Source organism: Sphingopyxis sp. LC363 (assembly GCF_000756385.1).
Taxonomy (GTDB): domain Bacteria; phylum Pseudomonadota; class Alphaproteobacteria; order Sphingomonadales; family Sphingomonadaceae; genus Sphingopyxis.
Genome location: NZ_JNFC01000045.1, coordinates 96,998 through 115,806 on the forward strand (window position 1 = coordinate 96,998; position 18,809 = coordinate 115,806).

Here is an 18,809-nt window from a genome sequence, read left to right on the forward strand (position 1 = left end):
GAGTCTGTCTTGACTCTGGACAGCGGGACGCTCGCGTGTAGGGAGAAGCCACGTTACCGAAGGCAACAAAGAGGGGGCGGACATGGCGACGACATCGCATTCCATCCCCTCGGACCGCATGGCGGTGCTGTTTGCCGTCATGCTCGTCGCAGCAGCGGGCAATACCGCGATGCAGTCGATCCTGCCCGCCATCGGCGCCAAGCTGCACATTCCCGACGTGTGGGTCAGCCTCGCGTTCAGCTGGTCGGCGCTGCTCTGGGTGCTCACCGCACCGCACTGGGCGCGCCAATCGGACAAACGTGGACGCAAGGCGCTGATGGCGCTGGGCGTCATCGGCTTCCTTTCGTCGATGGCGCTGTGTGGCTTCGTGCTCTGGTCGGGGCTCGAAGGCTGGTTGGCAGCGGGCATGACCTTCATCCTCTTTGCGCTGTTCCGCAGCCTCTACGGCGGGTTCGGCTCGGCTGCGCCCCCCGCGGTGCAGGCCTACGTCGCCGCACGCACCGACCCCGAACAGCGTACGCAGGCGCTGTCGCTCGTATCCTCATCCTTCGGATTAGGCACCGTCATCGGCCCGGCGATCGCTCCCTTCTTCATCCTTCCCATTGTCGGCCTCGCCGGCCCGCTCCTGGTCTTCGCGCTGATCGGCTTGGCCGTGCTCATCGCGCTACGCTGGCGTCTGCCCAACGATGTCCCGCGCTTTGCGGCGCGCGGGGCGATCGCCTCTTATCCCACGACCGCGGGATCTCCGCAGACCGCCGCCGACGAAGACGAAGAGCAGGACCTCGACCGAACCGACATCACACCGGAGACACTCCGCTGGGCGGACAAGCGCGTGCGCCCGTGGCTGCTCGCGGGCTTCTTCGGCGGGCAGGCGCAGGCGATGATGCTCGGGGTAATCGGCTTCCTGATCCTCGACCGCCTGCACCTCCGCCTAAGCCCCGACGAGGGTGCTGCGATGACAGGGATCGTGCTGATGGCGGGCGCATTCGCGACATTGCTTTCGCAATGGGGGTTGATTCCCTTGCTAAAAATGTCGCCGCGGACTGCGGTGCTGTGCGGATCGGCGCTCGGCGGGCTCGGGACCGTGATGACCGGGCTGTCTTATGACTTCCACGGCATCATCATCGGTTTTGCCCTCGCCTCGCTCGGTTTCGGCCTGTTCCGGCCCGGCTTCACCGCCGGCGCCTCGCTCTCGGTTCCGCGGCGCGATCAAGGAGCGGTCGCCGGCATGACCGCGTCCATCAACGGCTCGGCCTATATCGTATCGCCCGCCATCGGCGTGCTGCTCTACAACTGGCATCCCATGGTCGCATATGGCCTGATGGCAGGCTTCTGCGGCTGGCTGATCCTGTGGGGCTGGTCGGCGCTGAGACAGAACCAGCCCCAAGCGTCCTAGTCTTTCGGTTCCTCATGCTTCCGCTCGCGGACGGGCTTGAGCATGCCGGGTGCGAAGAAGCCGATCGGGTCGATGCTCATTGCGGCCTGCTTGATCTCGCCCTGGATCTTTTCATAGTCCCGCTCCATCGCTTCGGTCACCGAAGCGCGGGTGTCCTTGAGCGCGGCCTCGAAGTCCTCCATCATCACCGTATCGCTGCCCATTGAGCGCTTGAGCGCCGCAAGACCCGCACGCCGGGTCAGATCCTCCAGGTCGGCGCCGGTGAAGCGATCGGATTTTTCGGCGAGGACGCCTAGATCGACGTCGTCCGCGAGCGGCATCTTCGCCGTCTGGATTTCGAGGATGCGCTTGCGCCCCTCGCCATTCGGCACCGAGACGTAGATGAGTTCGTCAAGCCGCCCCGGGCGCAGCAGCGCGGGGTCGATCAGGTTCGGGCGGTTCGTCGCGCCGATGACGACGACCGATTGCATCTCCTCGATCCCATCCATCTCAGCGAGGATCGTGTTGACGACGCGTTCGGTCACCTGCGGTTCGCCCGATGTTCCGCTGCCCCGCGCGGGAACCAGGCTATCGAGCTCATCGATAAAAATGATCGTCGGTGCGACGGCTCGCGCACGCTGAAACAGGCGCGCGATCTGCTGCTCGCTCTCGCCATACCATTTCGACAAGAGGTCCGACGATTTGATCGAGATGAAGTTCGCGTCCGATTCGCGCGCCGCGGCCTTGGCGAGTAGGGTCTTGCCGGTTCCGGGCGGGCCATAGAGCAGAAAGCCCTTCGCCGGACGGATGCCCAGTCGCCGGAACGCCTCGGGATTCTTCAGCGGCAGCTCGATCCCTTCGATCAGCTTGTCCCGCGCCGCGTCGAGGCCCCCGATGTCGCTCCAGCGCGTCTTGGGTGCCTGCACCATCACTTCGCGCATCGCCGACGGCTGGACGCGTTTCAGCGCATTGTTGAAGTCCTCGCGCGTCACGCGCAATTCCTCGAGCACCTCGGGGGGGATCGTCCCTTCCTCGAGATTGAGCTTGGGCATGATCCGGCGAACGGCTTCGATCGCTGCTTCGCGTGTCAGCGCCGCCATATCGGCGCCAACGAAACCGAAGGTCGTTCGCGACAGCTCGTCCAGATCGACATTGTCGGCGAGCGGCATGCCGCGCGTGTGGATACCCAATATCTCGCGGCGCCCCTTCTCGTCGGGAACGCCGATCACGATCTCGCGGTCAAAACGACCGGGACGGCGCAGCGCCTCGTCGATCGCGTCGGGGCGATTGGTGGCGGCAATGACGACCAGATTCGTCCGCGGTTCGAGCCCGTCCATCAGCGTCAGCAACTGCGCCACCAGCCGCTTTTCGGCCTCGCCCTGCACCTGCCCGCGCTTCGGCGCGATCGAATCGATCTCGTCGATGAACAGGATCGAAGGAGCCGACTTCGCCGCCTGCTCGAAAATATCGCGCAACCGCTTTTCGGACTCGCCATAGGCGCTGCCCATGATCTCGGGCCCGTTGATCAGGAAGAATTGCGCTTCGCTCTCATTGGCAACGGCGCGTGCGAGCCGCGTCTTGCCCGTTCCCGGCGGGCCGTGGAGGAGCACGCCGCGCGGCGGATCGACGCCAAGACGCCGGAAAAGTTCAGGATAACGCAGCGGCAGTTCGACCATCTCGCGTAACTGGTCGATCGTTTCGCCCAGCCCGCCGAGGTCGTCGTAGGTGACATCAGTGCGGCGGGCGTCCTGCGGCTCCTGATATTCGGGGAGCAATTCGATTTCGGTATTCTCGTCGACGAAAACAACGCCCTTGGGGCTCGCCGACACAACGAGCAGGCGCACTTCGGCGAGCGCATAGGCTGGCGCGTTGAGCATTTGGCGAAGCTGCGGCGGCATATCACCCGACGGCAGCCGCTGCTGTCCCGCAGTCGCGACCGTATCGCCTGCGACGACCGGACGGCCAAAAAAGCTGCGCTTCAGTGCGTTCGCCGAACCCTGAAGCCGAAGATTTTCCTGTGCCGGTGCGAACACCACGCGGGTCGCGGGGCGGGCCTCGACGCGGGTCAGGACCACCATGTCGCCCGCGCCCGCGCCAGCGTTGGCGCGCTGCAAGCCATCGAGGCGGATAACCTCCAGCCCCTCGTCTTCCGCATAGGGTGCCACAACGCGCGAGGCCGTCTGCCGCTTGCCGCTGATCTCGATGATATCGCCTTCGGTAACGCCAAGTTCAGCCATCGCAGAGCGCGGAATGCGGGCGATGCCACCGCCGCTTTCCTCGGCGCGCGAATTCGCCACCTGCAGTTTCACCTGTTTTTCTTTCACTGCCGCTTCGGCCAATGCGCGTCTCCCTCAATAAGGTCAGAATGCGAAACATAGGTTGTCGTTCCCGATTTGCGACCCCGCTTCGCCGTCGATCTATGACGCACTGCACAAAATTCTGGCATGTCGGGCGGGCCCATGCCATCATCGCCAGCCGATATGCCACGCCTTCCTCCCCTCAGCAGCATGGAAGCCTTTCTCGAGGTGGCCCGCCACGGCACTGTCAAGGCGGCGGCGCTCGAACTTGGTCTGTCGATGCCCGCGCTGTCGCGCCGCATCCAGACGCTCGAACATGCCGTGGGGCGCCCACTGTTCAACCGCCATCACCACGGACTCAGCCTCACCGAGACCGGGCGCGCCCTGCACGAGCAATTGTCGCCACTTGTCGATGAACTGCGCGCGGTGATCGGCCAGGCCGGCAGCCCCGACGCATCGCTCCGCCTCCATCTCAACGTCCTGCCGCTGTTCGCGCAGCAAAGGCTGTTCCCGCGCCTTCCCGAACTCAGGCGCCAGCATCCCGAACTGCACATCGATATCGACACCATGTCGCACGGCGAAGCGCGCCTCGGCGAAGGCATCGACGCGGCCATCGCGCTCGCCCGCTCAATTGACCCGATGCTTTACGCGGCGCGTCTCGATCAAGACAAGGTGTTCCCGATCGCGTCGCGAACGCTGGCCGACGGCGACCGCCCGATAACGGTGCCCGAACAGATGCAGCGGATGACCGTCCTGCTCCACAGGGAAATGCCCGAGACCTTCCTCGAATGGAAGAAAGCGATCGGCATGCCCTATCTTGAGCCCGCCGGGACCGACTATTTCGATTCGGGTCCGCTGATGCTGGAGGCGGCCGCGCAGGGCATCGGCGTCGCCTTCATGCACGGCCACCACTTCGACGATGCGCACGACCCGCGCCTCGTCCGCCTGTTCGACTTCGACGTCGACAGTCCCTACAGCTATTGGTTCGTGTGCCGCCCGCGCGCGCTGCGTCAGCCGGCGGTCAAGCTGTTCCACGACTGGCTGCTCGCCGCCAGGATCTGACGCGCCGATCGTCTCGAATGCGGGGAAATGGTGCTGCTGGACAGGATTGAACTGTCGACCTCGTCATTACCAATGACGCGCTCTACCACTGAGCTACAGCAGCAACCGGACTGCCCGCCAACGCATGTTCGCTGGGCAGGCGCGGCCTATGGCGGGGCGTCCCTCGCCTGTCAAGATGCGAGGCTTGACGATGCGGCGATTTCGCGGGCATGGCCACGCTCGTGAGCAAAACGCCCCCCCCCGCCGATCTAGAACGCGAACGCCGCCTCGCCGAAGCGTTGCGCGCCAATCTGCGCAAACGCAAGGCGCAGGCGCGCGACGCGAAGGCCGAAACCCCGCCTAAAGACTGACCGTCACGGTCACTTGATCGCCCTCCGCAAGACCTTCCGCCTTGCGGACCATCGCCTTGACCGGCAGCAACCAGCCGCCGCTTTCCTTGTGCGGGAACACCGACGTTTTCCATCGGGTGTCGCCGATTCTCGCGTCGACGCGCGCCGAGCCGAACCCCTTGCGTCCATTGAGCCATTGACCCGATATTGCAGCAAGGCGAATGCCGTCAGCCGCCTCGCCCGCTATTGTCACGAAAAACCATGCGGCAGGCGCGGTCGCGGATTGCCAGCGCCAGAGCGGCGTCTTGACGGTAAAAGCCTCCACCGACCCTATTTCGCCGCGACCGGACGAACGGGAACCGGGATATTGCAAATATCGGCGCCGCCCGCGGGGCGAATGAAGAAGGGATCGCGCCGGTTGGCGCGCGCATCGGCATAGCGCGCGAAGCTGTCGCTTTCGGTCGATAGATATTCGAATTTGGGTTGTTCGACGGCAGGTAATTCGCTCGCGATGCGGATCGACGCAATGAGCGTGCGCTCGGCCTCGGCTTTATAGAAGCCGAGCGCCTCCGTCCCGCGCGGCAGGCTCGACAGATGCTCGATGCCGCTGATGACGCGGCCGACGACCGCGATGTTGCGATCAAGATGGCGCGGCGCATGTCCTATAACAGCATAAAGTTCGGCGCCGCTGCCGGTGTCCGGTGACATGTTTCGACCGACGCCGACGGCGCCGTAGCAATGGATGGGCCACAAGCCCGTACTTCCCGCTACCGGCCATCCATCAGCAAAACCTTGGAAGTCCGCATAGGGATCGACCTTTGTCCGCATGTCCGGCGCGTAAATTACGGGAGGGTCGGACCTTCGCTGCTCTTTGACCAGCGCCTTGAGCCGCTCCTTGTTGCCATGTATCGTCTCGATGATCGACATGACTTTGGCCGTATCGCGAACCTGATATTCTCTCTCCGGCACCGCCGCCAACCCCTCCGGCAGCACCTTCTTCTCGGTCGCGTCGCCCCATTGCACGACATAATTGTCCTGCACGCGGTTGATGCTCGTCCCGTCCCACCAATGCGCCGCGGCGAGCTTGCGGATATTGCCGATCCAGCCCTGGCTGAACGGCGCGGGCATCAACTGGATGACGACGCGCCGCGGCTTGCCCTTCGCATCGGGCGCGAGATCCATCACCAAGAGGTCGGATGGAGCGATGGCGATCCAGTCGGCAGTGGGTGCGGCCTCGGCAATTTCTCCCGGCGACGGGATGGCCGACGGCTCCGAAGCGGCCACAGGAAGGATGAGCGACGCGGCAGCAGCGGCTGTCAGAAGCAGATGTTTCATGATCGATGTCTGCCACGCCCAACCGGCTTGCGAAAGCCCTGCCAAGCGATTAGGGCGCCCCTTCCAGTGCGAATTGGTTGAGCACCCGATTCACGCTTCGTGCGTCGCACGAAACGACCGGGGTGCGTGCGGAGCGGTGGCCGAGTGGTCGAAGGCGCTCGCCTGGAAAGTGAGTATACGTCAAAAGCGTATCGAGGGTTCGAATCCCTCCCGCTCCGCCACCCCATTCTTCTCACTGCTGCCTTTTCGCGTCGGCTATAATCTATGTTGCAAGAGAAGGGCCGCATCTAGGCTAATGATCGCTTCACGGATACCGACCTGCGACCCGGGACGGTTGATGAGCATCCTCTTGCGTAGCCATATACAAGAGGACTGAAGGGCCCTGCCGCAACGCAGGGCCCTTCTTGCATCTCGACCCCCCCGCCGATCGTTCGCTGACGCGGAGAGTCGGTCTCCGTCAGACAGTCGGCGAAATCGCGCCGTCGCCGTTCGGCCGGTCCGGCCTGTCAAGGTCCGACAGGAATAACATCTTCACGCGTTCGACCAATGTCGCCGCTTCCCCCAGATGAAGATAGGTGGCGTTGAACGAGGCCAAAGCCGCCAACTGCTGGAAATCCGGAATTTCCAGCCGCATATTGCGAACCTCCACCGCGCAGCGGAGGCGGAGTTGCTGGACGATACGGTTGACATGCACCTGCGTCAGCCCCATCGCTTCCGCCATCTGTCCCTGGGTGAGCAGAAAGTCGCAGGCCCCGCCGCCAGCAGACGGGATGTCGTGCTGTCGCACATAGATTTCGCAAAGAAGCTGGGCCACGCGCTCGAGCGCGTTTCGCTGTCCAATGTTGATCGTCCATTCGCGCTGGACCGCCGCGCCGACGATCGCGGCCCAGCACAGCGCCGGCGCCAGATTCGGACATTGTTCGAAAAGGCGCTGCGCGTCCGCCCGGCCGATCTCCGCGACCGACAGGCGGCGCACCGCGGCGATCGAATGATCGGTGCGCGCGACGGTGAAGAGATCGAGGTCGCAAAGTTCGCCCGGCAGGACCAGCCCCAGGATTTGCCGCCGACCGTCGGGCATCTGTTTATATTTCTGCGCCCAGCCCGCCAGGACAATCCGGAGCGCCACGGGCTTTTCGCCTTCGCGGGCGAGGTCGGCGCCTTTCATATATTCACGCGCGTTGCGCGCCAGGCTGGCTTCCCAGACCAACCGCTCCCGCGGGGTCAGCAGCGCGTTCACGATTTCAGCCAGCCCCATGCGTCCCCCTTGGATTCGAGAGACCAGATGCGCGTTACGCGCCGCGCGGACATTCACCCATGTTAAGTTGCTGCAACACTGATGAATAGGCGCCGGCAGGCCCCCTTGACCCACGTCGGCTTACAGGCGCGAGCAGCGCAGAATCCGCTGCGAGAGGCGGCTTCAAGAATGCGTCAATCTTGGGAGAAAATTCCCGATACCTGTCCAGCGACCGGCCGGAGGGAGGGAATGGCGCACCCGGAGCGATTCGAACGCCCGACCCTCAGATTCGTAGTCTGATGCTCTATCCAGCTGAGCTACGGGTGCGTGGAGAGGCGCCTTTAAGGGCCAGTGCCCGGGGGCGCAACCCCCTATTTCAGCTTTATGACCGCTCGGACGGATTATTGGTCGCGGAGTACATCCTGCGCGCCGATTTCCGCGCGGCCCTTCCACCAGCAGCGGCCGGCGCGCGCGACAATGATTCGAAACCGCAGCTTTCGCCGGCGCGTTGGTGCCGTGGCCGGGAGAAGTCCTCCCCCGGCCGCAATCACCCACCGCCGGCAAGCGTGCTATTTCGCCTTCAGCGCCGCCTGCGCCGCCGCCAGGCGCGCGATCGGCACGCGGTAGGGCGAGGCGCTGACATAGTCGAGGCCGGTCTTTTCGCAGAAATGGATGCTCGGCGCGTCGCCGCCATGCTCGCCGCAAATGCCGAGCTTGATGCCCGCGCGCGTGCTGCGGCCGCGTTCGGCGGCGAGCTCGATGAGCTGGCCGACGCCCTCGACGTCGAGGCTGACGAAGGGATCTGTGACGAAAATGCCCTTGTCGACATATTGCGTCAGGAAGCGCCCCGCATCGTCGCGGCTGATGCCGATCGTCGTCTGGGTGAGGTCGTTGGTGCCGAAGCTGAAAAATTCGGCGCTTTCGGCGATCTCGCCCGCCATCAGCGCGGCGCGCGGCAGTTCGATCATCGTGCCGACGAGATAGGCGATCTCGCGGCCCTTTTCGGCGAACACCGCTCTCGCCTGCGCGTCGACGACCGCCTTCATCAGGTCGAATTCGCGGCGCGTCGCCACCAGCGGGATCATCACCTCGGGGATAGGCGCGGCGCCGGTTTCGGCGGCGACGTCGCACGCGGCCTCAAAGATCGCGCGCGCCTGCATCTCGTAGATTTCGGGATAGGTGACACCCAAGCGACAGCCGCGATGGCCGAGCATCGGGTTGAACTCGTGCAGCTCGTTCGCGCGCGCCTTCAGCGCCTCGATCCCTACCCCCGCGGCGGCAGCGACGTCGGCGAAATCCTCTTCGCGCGTCGGCAGGAATTCGTGGAGCGGCGGATCGAGCAGGCGGATCGTCACCGGCAAGCCCGCCATCACGCCGAAGATCGCGGCAAAGTCGCCGCGCTGTTCGGGGAGCAGCTTCGCAAGCGCGGCGCGGCGGCCGTCCTCGCTGTCGGCAAGGATCATCTCGCGCACCGCGGTAATGCGCGCGGCGTCGAAGAACATATGTTCGGTGCGGCAGAGCCCGATGCCTTCGGCGCCAAAGTCGCGCGCCACCTGTGCGTCCGCCGGGGTCTCGGCATTGGTGCGCACCTTCATCCGGCGCACCTTGTCGGCCCAGCCCATCAGCGTGCCGAAATCGCCCACCAGTTCGGGAAGCAGCGTCGGAACCTCACCCGCCATCACCTCGCCGGTCGATCCGTCGAGCGTCAGGATGTCGCCTTCGCGCAGTTCACGCCCGCCGACCCGCAGCACCCGCGCCGCGCTGTCGATCGACAGCCCGCCGGCGCCCGAAACGCAGGGGCGGCCCATGCCGCGCGCGACCACCGCCGCGTGGCTGGTCATCCCGCCGCGCGCGGTGAGAATACCCTTGGCGGCGTGCATGCCGTGGATGTCCTCGGGGCTCGTCTCGACACGAACGAGGATCACCGCCTCGCCCATTCCGGCCGCCTTCTCCGCGCTATCGGCGTCGAACATGATCATGCCCGATGCCGCGCCGGGGCTTGCAGGAAGTCCCTTGGTAAGGACGTCGCGCGGCGCGTTGGGGTCGAGCGTCGGATGGAGCAGTTGGTCGAGCGCGCCAGGATCGACGCGCTGCACCGCTTCCTCTTCAGAAATCAGCCCCTCAGCCGCCATTTCAACCGCGATACGCAGCGCCGCCTTGGCGGTGCGCTTGCCCGAGCGCGTCTGCAGCATCCACAAGGTTCCGCGTTCGACGGTGAACTCGATGTCCTGCATGTCGCGATAATGGGTTTCGAGCGTGTCGAAGACGCGGCCGAGTTCGCCGAAGGTCTCGGGCATCGCCTCTTCCATCGACAGCGGTTTGGCGCCCGCCTTCTCGCGCGCGATCTTGGTGAGATATTGCGGCGTGCGGATGCCCGCGACGACGTCTTCGCCCTGCGCGTTGATCAGCCATTCGCCGTACCAGGCGCGCTCGCCGGTCGCGGGGTCGCGCGTGAAGGCGACGCCGGTTGCCGAAGTATCGCCCATATTGCCGAATACCATCGCCTGCACATTGACCGCGGTGCCCCATTCGCCGGGGATCGAGTTCAGGCGGCGATAGACTTTCGCGCGGTCGCTTTCCCAGCTTGCGAACACCGCGCCAACCGCACCCCAGAGCTGGTCGTTGGGCTCCTGCGGGAACGGCGCGCCGGTCTCGCGCTCGACGATCGCCTGATATTCCTTGACCAGCGCCTGCCAGTCCTCGGCCGACATCTCGGTGTCGAGGTAGAAACCCTTGTCTTCCTTCGCGATCTCCAGCGCTTCCTCGAACTCGGCATGGTCGAGCCCCATGACTACGTCGGCGTACATCTGCACGAAGCGGCGATAGCTGTCCCACGCGAAGCGCGGATCACCCGAGGCTTCCGACAGACCGACGACGGTGCGATCGTTGAGCCCGAGGTTGAGGACGGTGTCCATCATGCCAGGCATCGAAACGCGCGCGCCCGACCGGACCGAGACGAGCAAGGGATCCGCGGCGTCGCCGAAGCGCTTGCCGGTGATGCCCTCTATATGCGCGATGCCCGCCGCGACATCCTCGACCAGCCCGGCCGGGAATTGCTCGCCATTGGCATAATAAGCGGTGCAGACGTCGGTAGTGATCGTAAAGCCCGGGGGCACCGGGAGGCCGATCGAGGCCATTTCGGCGAGGTTGGAACCCTTGCCGCCCAGCAATTCCTTCGAACGCTCGGCCGTCGTGGCCGCGCCGCCGAACAAATGCACCATCTTCGTCATCATATGCTCCTGCTGCCCCTGGGAGGAGGTGGGCGGGGAAATAGGGTCGAACCGCGACCGGGTCGACTCAGTTTTGCTTTAGCGGTGTCAGGCTGGCCTGCCTCCATGACGCGCCTGCCAATGTTCGAAAATCGCCTGCCCTGCGCCGCCGCCAAAGGTCAGGATCGGCACGTCGCGGCGAAAGGCGAGCGACCAGGCCTTGATCCACAGCGTCTTGCGCGGCTCGATCGACGCGATCTGCTCCCAACCGATATGCAGCGGCGGGTGGAACAGGCGAAAGAAGAGCGGCGGACGAAGATAGATGCCGCGCTGGTCGAGCCAGACGTTCATCGCATTCTTGTAGCTGACCCCGCCCGGAAAACGGCCGATGACCATCGTCGCCCAAGCAAAGCGCCGCGCATCGGCGGGGATCGGGCGATCCCATGCAAAGACGGGGAGATATTTCGACCACCCCACGAACGACAGGATGCGCGTGACGAGCAGCCACATCGCGACAAAGAACAGCGGAAAGCCGACCGCAAAGATCCAGACGAGATGCGTTTCGTTCATGGCACCCCTTCCCGCGCGCTGCCGCGTCTATCCCTCGATCTTCGAGAAATCGGCGACGCCGTGCACCGCGCCGGTGAAGCGCGATAGCAGCCCGAGGCGATAGGCGCGGACCGCTTCGTCGGGGTCGTTGACCATCACACCGTCGAAAAAGGCGTCGATCGGCGCGCGCAGCGACGCGAGCGCGGCCATGGCGTCGGTGAAACGCTCTTCGGCGACGGCAGCGGAAGCTGCAGGCTCGGCGGCGTCGAGCGCGGCAAGCAACGCGCCGTCGGCCTCGGTCGGCGGCGTCGCGGCGGCCGTACCGCTCACCTCGCCCGCCTGCTTCAGGATATTCGCGGCGCGCTTGTAGCCCGCGAGCAGATTGGTGCCATCCTCGGTCGCCAAGAATGCTTGCAAGTCCCGAGCGCGAGCTTCCGTGCGATCAAGCCGAGTGTCATCTCGACTGTTCCATTCGCGCGAAGCCTGCACCACATCCGCCGACACACCGGTTTCACGCAACTGAACCGCCAAGCGCTCGGTCAAAAAGTCCGGGATCGTTGTCAGAATTTTGCGTTCAGCAATTTGCGTTTCACTCAACGGCGCAGTCGGATCGACTTGACCAAGCCACTGCGTCGCCGCGGCGTCGGTCGATAGCTTCAGCCCGTTTTGCAAAATTAGACGCAAAGAAGAAATGCCCGCACGCCTAAGCGCAAACGGGTCCTTCGATCCGGTCGGGAACATATCCTCGCGGAAGAAGCCAAAAAGCGTATCCAGCTTGTCCGCCAACGCCACAGCCACCGTCACCGGCGCCGTCGGCACGTCATCGCCCTGCCCGACCGGCTTGTAATGGTCGCGGATCGCATCGGCGACCGCATCGGGCAAGCCTTCGGCGCGGGCGTAATAGCCGCCCATCAGGCCCTGCAGTTCAGGGAACTCGCCCACCATTTCGGTGACGAGGTCGGCCTTTGCCAGCTCGGCCGCCTGCCGCGCGAGCGCGGGGTCGCAGTTCGGGACGATGCCTTCGCTCGCCAGCCATTCAGCAAGCTTCGCGACGCGCTCGACCTTGTCGGCGACGGTGCCGAGCTTCTCATGGAAGGTGATGTTCGCGAGCTTTTCGGCGTGCTGCGCGAGAGTCTTCTTCTGATCCTGTTCCCAGAAGAATCGTGCGTCGGACAGGCGCGCGGCGAGCACCTTGCGGTTGCCCGCGACGATCTCCGCGCCGCCGTCGACCGCGTCGATGTTTGCGGTGCAGACGAAGCCGTTGGCGAGCTTCCCGTCCGCCCCGTTCACGACGAAATATTTCTGGTTCACGCGCGCCGTCAGCTGGATGACCTCGGGCGGCACTTCCAGAAATGCTTCGTCGAAGCGGCCGAGCAAGGGCGCCGGCCATTCGGTGAGTCCGGCATTCTCGATCACCAGCCCCTCGTCGTCGACTAGCGTCAGCCCGGCGTCGGCCGCAGCTTTCGCGGCGCCGTCGCGGATGATCGCCTGCCGTTCCTCATGGTCGACGATGACGTGGCAGGCGCGCAGCTTTTCCGCATAGTCCGATGCCGAGCCGATGGTGATTTCGCCCGGGCAGTGGAAGCGGTGGCCGCGCGTCGCGAAACCCGCCTCGATCCCGCCAATCTTGCACGGCACCAGCTCTTCGCCAAAAATGGCAACAATGCCCGACAGTGGACGGACCCAGCGCAGGCTTTCGCTGCTCGCGCTTTCCTTGCCCCAGCGCATCGACTTGGGCCACGGCATGTGCCGAACGATATGCGCGATCGTATCGGTAAGGACCCGAGACGTGGCGCGTCCGGGCTTGTCGATCACGGCGAAATAAACGCCATCGCGCTCCTCAAGCTGATCCTGCGTCAGCCCGGTCTTGCGGAGAAACCCCTCGAGCGCCTGCGGCGGCGCGCTGCTGCGCGGGCCTTTGAGTTCCTCGCTGACGGCGGCGGTCGCCTCGGGCAGATCGCGCGCGATCAGCGTCAGCCGCCGGGGCGTCGACCAGATCGTCAGTTCGCCCGTTTCGAGGCCGGCTGCGCTCAATTGCGCCCGGAACAGTTTTTCAAGCTCCGCCCGCGCCCCTGCCTGCATCCGCGCCGGGATTTCCTCGCTGCGCAGTTCAAGAAGAAAATCGGTCACAGCGTCCACCCCGGATATTTTGCGGTCCAGCGTTCGGACTGGCTGTCGATCCACGCCTTGCAGCTTCCCTTCGCGAGGTCGCGGACGCGCGCCATATAGTTGGCGCGTTCCTGCACGCTGATCACGCCGCGCGCCTGCAAGAGGTTGAAGAGGTGGCTCGCTTCGATCGCCTGATCATAGGCGGCAAGCGGGACATTCGCCGCGATGGCGCGCTGGCATTCGGCCTCGGCCGCCTTGAAGCCTGCGAACAGCGTGTCGGTATCGGCCACCTCGAAATTCCACTTCGAGAATTGGCGTTCGTTCTCGAGGAACACATCGCCATAGCTCACCGCCGCGACGTCGCCGACCGCGTCCGAAAAGCGCAGGTCGTACACATTGTCGACATTCTGGATATACATGGCGAGGCGTTCGAGCCCGTAGGTCAGCTCGCCCGCGACGGGCTTGCAGTCGAAGCCGCCCATCTGCTGGAAGTAAGTGAACTGGGTGACTTCCATCCCGTCGCACCATACTTCCCAGCCGAGACCCCACGCGCCGAGCGTGGGCGATTCCCAGTCGTCCTCGACAAAGCGGATGTCGTGGAGCAGCGGGTCGATGCCGATCGCCGCGAGCGAGCCCAGATATTGTTCCTGCAGGTCGGCGGGCGACGGCTTCAGGATCACCTGATATTGGTAATAATGCTGGAGGCGGTTCGGGTTCTCGCCATAGCGGCCGTCGGTCGGGCGGCGGCTCGGCTGCACGTAAGCAACGTTCCACGGCTCGGGACCCAAGCTGCGCAGCGTTGTCGCGGGGTGAAAGGTCCCCGCCCCTACGCGCATGTCATAGGGCTGCAAAATAGCGCAACCGCGCGCGCTCCAGTAATTGTGCAGCGTCAGGATCATGTCCTGAAAACTGAGTGGTGTCTTGTCCGCCCCGTCGGCCACAGCCGCAATCCCTTCGCAGGTGCAAAAAATCGCCGCCGCATTGGCCCAGCGACGGCGCACGGTCAAGGCTTCCCGCCGTTCGCCACAGCGCGAAAATATCCGATTCAGTCAGGTCTCCAGAACTTTTTGTAAGGTGTTATTGACATGGTCAGCGAATCACGACATATAGTCATGGACACCTGACATAAAGACAGGTCAAGTTAACCACGACCGCTCGATTCAAGGAGAATGGATATGATGACCCGCACGCTGACCCTCGCTCTCTCGCTCACCGCCGTTGCAACGCCCGCTATGGCGGCTGAGAGCGAAAATGCCACCGCCGAAGTCCGCATCGATGACCTGGACCTGACCCGCACCGCCGATCGCGAGCGCCTCGACACCCGCATCAAGACCGCCGCGCGAAGCGTTTGCCGCTCGGGCCTTCGCGGCACTGCCGAGCAGGCTCGACAGTCGGCATGCGCATCGAATGCGATCGAGAAAGCCGAACTGCAGGTCGAACGCGCCGTCGCGCAGGCGCAGAACGGAACAAAGCTCGCGCTGCTTATGGTCGATACCACCCGGTAAGAGGGGATCCGGATGGATTCGCTCGCGCAGTGCCTCCCCGGTGACGGCTGGCGACTTGGGCTGGAGCGTCCTCCATGCGACGGCGCTCCAGTCTCTTGTCGCCGGAGCGAATGTCCCATCCGATCTTTGCCCTCCGTTCGAAAGGACGAGCAAATAATTCCCCTATCGCGACATATTGATGTCTATGGGAAGGCCATGGTCTTTCGGATGGAAATGCTGGCGGGGCGCCGATGAACAACAAGCTGAAAGTGCTGCGCGCGATGCGGAACTGGAGTCAGGCGGAGCTCGCCGACCGGCTCGATGTCTCAAGGCAGGCGGTGAACGCGATCGAAACGGGGAAATACGATCCCTCGCTCCCGCTCGCTTTCAAATTGGCGCGGCTGTTCGAAATGCCGATCGAGGAGATTTTCGATGATGGATATATGGGAGGCGACAATGTCGCGTGACGACACGAAGCCGCGCAGCCTCGCGGCGCTGATCGCCTGGCCGATCGTCATCGCACTGATCGCCGCCGGGCTGCTCGGCGGCTTCGCGGGCCACAATCAGGCCGCGCTCGATAGCGGCGGCACGCCCCTTCCCGCCTGGGCCGGCCCGCTTGCCGCGGTCGCCTTCGCAATCTTCGCGCTTGCCATCTATGCCCGCCGCTATCGATCGACTTGGCAAGGCCTTTCGCCCCGCAAGCAGCGCTATTGGCTTACGCTCGGCTTTTGCGCAGTGATCGGCGGCATCGTGGGCGGCTGGCTCGTCGCCGACCAGCCGACCGGGCGCGGGCTGAGCGAAACGCTCGCCAGCGGATCGCTCAGCCCCGGTTTCGCAGTCGGCGCATCGCTGCTGTGGATTGCCGGATTGGCAATCGGCATGGTCCTTTACCATCGCTCGATCGACGATCATGAAGAACGCGCATGGCTGTGGGCCTGCGTTGCCGGTTGGTATGCCTTCATCTTTCCGGCCCCGGCCTGGTGGGTGCTGCATCGCGCCGCGCTGGCGCCGCCGGTCGATATTATGACGCTGTTCGCATTTTCGCTGATTGTGAACGCCATTGTCTGGCTGTGGCTGAAATTCCGCTGACCGAAACGGCCTTCCCCTTTTTTTGCTCCCCTTTTCCCCCGCCACCGGCCACAAGACGCCACGAAGAGAGGCTTTCCCGTGAAAAAATGGTTCAAGACGCTTGCCGCCACCTGCGCGTTCATCCCCTTTGCGCAATGCGCGCTGATCCCCGGCGGCAATTTCGCCTCCGCCGCCGAACCCGCTGCGGCGACAAGCGCACCAGCGCCGGCCACGACCGATGCCGACCCCGCGCTATGGGTGGTGAAGGACGACGATACGACGATCTATCTCTTCGGCACCGTCCATGTGCTGAAGCCCGGGCTCGGCTGGTTCGACGAAGCGGTGAAGACCGCGTTCGACAAATCCGACCAGCTGATGCTCGAGATCGTTCTGCCCGAGGATCAGGCCGAGACGGCCAAGGTGATGATGCCGCTGGCGATCGACCAGAGCGGCAAGAAGCTGTCGTCGCGGCTCGATCCCGATGAGCTCAAGGCCTATCAGGCTGCGATGACAAGCCTCGGCTTGTCCCCCGCGCAGTTCGACATGTTCGAACCCTGGTTTCCAGCGATTACCCTCTCGGTGCTGCCGCTCACCAAGCTCGGCTACGATCCCGAGCAGGGCGCCGAAAAGCTGCTGACCGGTTTTGCAAAGGCCGCGGGCAAGCCGGTCGCGGGGCTCGAAACGCTTCCCGAACAGCTCGGCTTCTTCGATACGCTGCCCGAAACGCAGCAGGTCGCCTTCCTCAACGCGGTGGTGAAGGATCTCGACAAGCTGGGGCCGCAGCTCGACAAGATGGTGCTGTTGTGGGCCAAGGGCGACCCCGACGGCCTTGCCACCGCGATGAACGAGAGCCTGGCGGCGACGCCCGAACTTGCGAAGACCTTGCTCTGGGATCGTAACGCGCGCTGGGCCGACCAGCTCAAGGCGCGGATGGATCAGCCGGGAACCGTGTTCGTCGCGGTCGGCGCCGGGCATCTTGCGGGCGAGCACAGCGTGCAGGATTATCTGAAGGAGCGCGGCCTGACGGTGAAACGGGTCGAATATTGAGGCGACCGGCGTCTCGATCCGGACGATGGGGTGGTCGCATCGCGGCCGCCCTTTCGCCATTGCTGTTGACCGCCTGCGGGGCCGCCGAGACGGGGCCCGAGGCACGGCCGGCGATGTGGCTGGTCGCCGACGCCGATACGAAAATCTATATTCTCGGCACAATGCACGCGCTGCCGCGCGGCACCGACTGGGACGAAGGCCGGGTGGCGACCGCGACCGCGGCGGCCGACGAGTTGATGATGGAGTTGTCGCCTGCCGAACTTGCGGCCGTGGGCGAGATGTTCCGGAAACTCGCGCCGCGCGACGCCCCGCTCGCGATCGAAGCGCGCCTCTCGGGTAAGGCGCTGACCGGCTTTCGCACGCTCGAAGCGAGCGGCCGTAGCTTCGGCGAGGACGGGCTTGATGATTGGGCCGTGATGGTTCTGATGGGCCAGCGCGTCGCGCAAAATGCGGGCCTGTCATCGGCCGACGGCGTCGAAACAGGCCTCACGGAGAAGTTCCAGGCCGCAGGCAAGCCGATCGGCGGCTTCGAGACCGCGCGCGAGCAGCTGATGCTGTTCGAAACGCTCGATCCGCGGACTCAGCGCATCCTGCTCACGCGAGCCGCCGAGGAGGCGGGCGATGCGGTGAAGGAGGTCGGCGCACTGACCGCGGCATGGGGCCGCGGCGACGTCGCGGCACTCGAAAAGGTGATCAACGAGGATATCGACAGCGTGCCCGCCGCGCGCAAGGCGATCATCACCGACCGCAACCGCCGCTGGAGCGCGTGGATCAAACGGCGGATGACGCAGCGGGGGACCGTACTGGTGGCAGTGGGCGCGGGACATCTGGTCGGCGCCGACGGCGTGCCGGCGATGGTCGCGGCCGACGGGTTCAAGGTAACGCGGGTGCAATAAGCGCGTCGCGCTTGCAATTCCGCCGCTTCCCCGCTAAGCGCCGCGGCTTCCGTCATGGTCATCCCTGGAGGCGTGGCGGAACTGTGTAACCGAATCTCGGAGAAATATGATGAGCGATCAGCTGACGCTGACGGCCGAGACGCGCGAACGCGGAGGCAAGGGAGCCTCGCGTGAACTGCGTCGTGAAGGTCGTGTCCCCGCCGTTGTCTATGGCGGCAAGGAAGAACCCCTGATGATCCACGTCGAAGAAAAGCTGCTGATGAAGCAGCTGATGACGGGTCACTTCATGAACTCGGTCGTGATGATCGACGTGGGCGGCAAGCAGATCCGCACGCTGCCGAAGGACGTCGCTTTCCACCCGGTCAAAGATCGCCCGATCCACGCCGACTTCCTGCGCATCGCCAAGGACGCCACCGTCCAGGTCGCCGTGCCGGTCTCGTTCCAGAACGAGGAAGCCTCGCCGGGCCTGAAGCGCGGCGGCGTGCTGAACATCGTTCGTCACGAGCTGGAACTCGTCTGCGACGCGGACAAGATCCCCGACGAGATCGCGATCGACGTCACCGGTTTCGACGTCGGCGATTCGATCCACATCAGCAACGTCACCCTGCCGAAGGGCGTCGAAAGCGCGATCACCGACCGCGACTTCACCATCGCCACCATCGTCGCCCCGTCGGCGCTCAAGTCGAGCGACGGCGACACGACGAAGGACGAAGGCGAAGCTGCCGAAGGCGAAGCGCCCGCCGCCGAAGGCGACAAAGCCTAATATCGTTCGGACGGCCCCTTTCCGCGCGGAAAGGGGCCGCAACGACAGGACC

At 64.6% G+C, this 18,809-nt stretch carries 17 protein-coding genes and 3 tRNA genes; 10 read left to right on the forward strand and 10 right to left on the reverse strand.

Annotated features, from left to right (window positions below; translation table 11 throughout):
- The first annotated feature begins 82 nt into the window (after positions 1 to 82).
- Positions 83 to 1,396 (forward strand): MFS transporter, encoded by a 1,314-nt coding sequence (locus FG95_RS15540; RefSeq protein WP_037557032.1) that lies wholly within the window; start codon positions 83 to 85, stop codon positions 1,394 to 1,396.
- On the opposite strand, the gene FG95_RS15545 is transcribed toward FG95_RS15540, so the two are convergent.
- Positions 1,393 to 3,714, reverse strand: coding sequence for a CDC48 family AAA ATPase (locus FG95_RS15545; protein WP_037557033.1), 2,322 nt, complete (start codon positions 3,712 to 3,714; stop codon positions 1,393 to 1,395). The two genes, FG95_RS15540 and FG95_RS15545, sit on opposite strands and share 4 nt — an antisense overlap.
- A gap of 141 nt (positions 3,715 to 3,855) precedes the next feature.
- Between FG95_RS15545 and FG95_RS15550 the strand changes: the two genes are divergently transcribed.
- Positions 3,856 to 4,734: a LysR substrate-binding domain-containing protein gene (locus FG95_RS15550; RefSeq protein WP_037557034.1), complete on the forward strand. Its 879-nt coding sequence runs from the start codon at positions 3,856 to 3,858 to the stop codon at positions 4,732 to 4,734.
- A 28-nt stretch (positions 4,735 to 4,762) separates the two neighbouring features.
- Here FG95_RS15550 and FG95_RS15555 read toward each other — a convergent pair.
- A tRNA-Thr gene (locus FG95_RS15555) sits at positions 4,763 to 4,837 on the reverse strand.
- A 118-nt stretch (positions 4,838 to 4,955) separates the two neighbouring features.
- Between FG95_RS15555 and FG95_RS21270 the strand changes: the two genes are divergently transcribed.
- On the forward strand, positions 4,956 to 5,084 hold the full coding sequence (locus tag FG95_RS21270) for a hypothetical protein (RefSeq protein WP_268746864.1): 129 nt from the start codon (positions 4,956 to 4,958) through the stop codon (positions 5,082 to 5,084).
- Here the strand turns inward: FG95_RS21270 and FG95_RS15560 are convergent.
- Both FG95_RS15560 and FG95_RS15565 read right to left on the reverse strand, forming a co-directional pair.
- Complete coding sequence (locus FG95_RS15560; protein WP_037557035.1) at positions 5,074 to 5,388, reverse strand: DUF1905 domain-containing protein; 315 nt, start codon at positions 5,386 to 5,388, stop codon at positions 5,074 to 5,076. The genes FG95_RS21270 and FG95_RS15560 overlap by 11 nt on opposite strands.
- A gap of 5 nt (positions 5,389 to 5,393) precedes the next feature.
- On the reverse strand, positions 5,394 to 6,398 hold the full coding sequence (locus FG95_RS15565) for a peptidylprolyl isomerase (RefSeq protein WP_037557036.1): 1,005 nt from the start codon (positions 6,396 to 6,398) through the stop codon (positions 5,394 to 5,396).
- A 130-nt stretch (positions 6,399 to 6,528) separates the two neighbouring features.
- On the opposite strand from FG95_RS15565, the gene FG95_RS15570 reads away from it, so the two are divergent.
- Positions 6,529 to 6,619 (forward strand) — tRNA-Ser (locus tag FG95_RS15570).
- Between the two features lie 236 nt (positions 6,620 to 6,855).
- On the opposite strand, the gene FG95_RS15575 is transcribed toward FG95_RS15570, so the two are convergent.
- The 6 genes from FG95_RS15575 to FG95_RS15600 form a co-directional block, all read right to left on the reverse strand.
- The gene (locus FG95_RS15575; protein ID WP_052182420.1) at positions 6,856 to 7,653 is read right to left on the reverse strand and encodes a Crp/Fnr family transcriptional regulator; all 798 of its coding nucleotides are present in this window, start codon (positions 7,651 to 7,653) and stop codon (positions 6,856 to 6,858) included.
- Positions 7,654 to 7,882: 229 nt separating this feature from the next.
- Positions 7,883 to 7,959 (reverse strand) — tRNA-Arg (locus FG95_RS15580).
- A gap of 242 nt (positions 7,960 to 8,201) precedes the next feature.
- Complete coding sequence (gene ppdK, locus FG95_RS15585) at positions 8,202 to 10,862, reverse strand: pyruvate, phosphate dikinase (protein ID WP_052182421.1); 2,661 nt, start codon at positions 10,860 to 10,862, stop codon at positions 8,202 to 8,204.
- 87 nt (positions 10,863 to 10,949) lie between these two features.
- Complete coding sequence (locus FG95_RS15590; RefSeq protein WP_037557038.1) at positions 10,950 to 11,411, reverse strand: hypothetical protein; 462 nt, start codon at positions 11,409 to 11,411, stop codon at positions 10,950 to 10,952.
- Positions 11,412 to 11,438: 27 nt separating this feature from the next.
- Positions 11,439 to 13,520 (reverse strand): glycine--tRNA ligase subunit beta, encoded by a 2,082-nt coding sequence (gene glyS / locus FG95_RS15595; RefSeq protein ID WP_037557172.1) that lies wholly within the window; start codon positions 13,518 to 13,520, stop codon positions 11,439 to 11,441.
- Positions 13,517 to 14,398, reverse strand: a complete 882-nt coding sequence (locus FG95_RS15600) for a glycine--tRNA ligase subunit alpha (RefSeq protein WP_052182447.1) — start codon at positions 14,396 to 14,398, stop codon at positions 13,517 to 13,519. Before FG95_RS15600 ends, glyS begins: the two co-directional genes overlap by 4 nt.
- A 276-nt stretch (positions 14,399 to 14,674) precedes the next feature.
- On the opposite strand from FG95_RS15600, the gene FG95_RS15605 reads away from it, so the two are divergent.
- The 6 genes from FG95_RS15605 (at position 14,675) to FG95_RS15630 (ending at position 18,757) form a co-directional block, all read left to right on the forward strand.
- Positions 14,675 to 15,004, forward strand: coding sequence for a UrcA family protein (locus FG95_RS15605; protein WP_037557039.1), 330 nt, complete (start codon positions 14,675 to 14,677; stop codon positions 15,002 to 15,004).
- 230 nt (positions 15,005 to 15,234) lie between these two features.
- Positions 15,235 to 15,450: a helix-turn-helix transcriptional regulator gene (locus tag FG95_RS15610; protein ID WP_037557040.1), complete on the forward strand. Its 216-nt coding sequence runs from the start codon at positions 15,235 to 15,237 to the stop codon at positions 15,448 to 15,450.
- On the forward strand, positions 15,416 to 16,072 hold the full coding sequence (locus FG95_RS15615; RefSeq protein WP_235211590.1) for a hypothetical protein: 657 nt from the start codon (positions 15,416 to 15,418) through the stop codon (positions 16,070 to 16,072). Before FG95_RS15610 ends, FG95_RS15615 begins: the two co-directional genes overlap by 35 nt.
- Positions 16,073 to 16,150: 78 nt before the next feature.
- The gene (locus tag FG95_RS15620; protein WP_037557041.1) at positions 16,151 to 17,098 is read left to right on the forward strand and encodes a TraB/GumN family protein; all 948 of its coding nucleotides are present in this window, start codon (positions 16,151 to 16,153) and stop codon (positions 17,096 to 17,098) included.
- A 65-nt stretch (positions 17,099 to 17,163) separates the two neighbouring features.
- The gene (locus FG95_RS15625) at positions 17,164 to 17,994 is read left to right on the forward strand and encodes a TraB/GumN family protein (protein ID WP_235211591.1); all 831 of its coding nucleotides are present in this window, start codon (positions 17,164 to 17,166) and stop codon (positions 17,992 to 17,994) included.
- 109 nt (positions 17,995 to 18,103) lie between these two features.
- Entirely contained in the window at positions 18,104 to 18,757 is a 654-nt protein-coding gene (locus FG95_RS15630) for a 50S ribosomal protein L25/general stress protein Ctc (RefSeq protein WP_037557177.1), read from the forward strand.
- Positions 18,758 to 18,809: the final 52 nt, after the last annotated feature.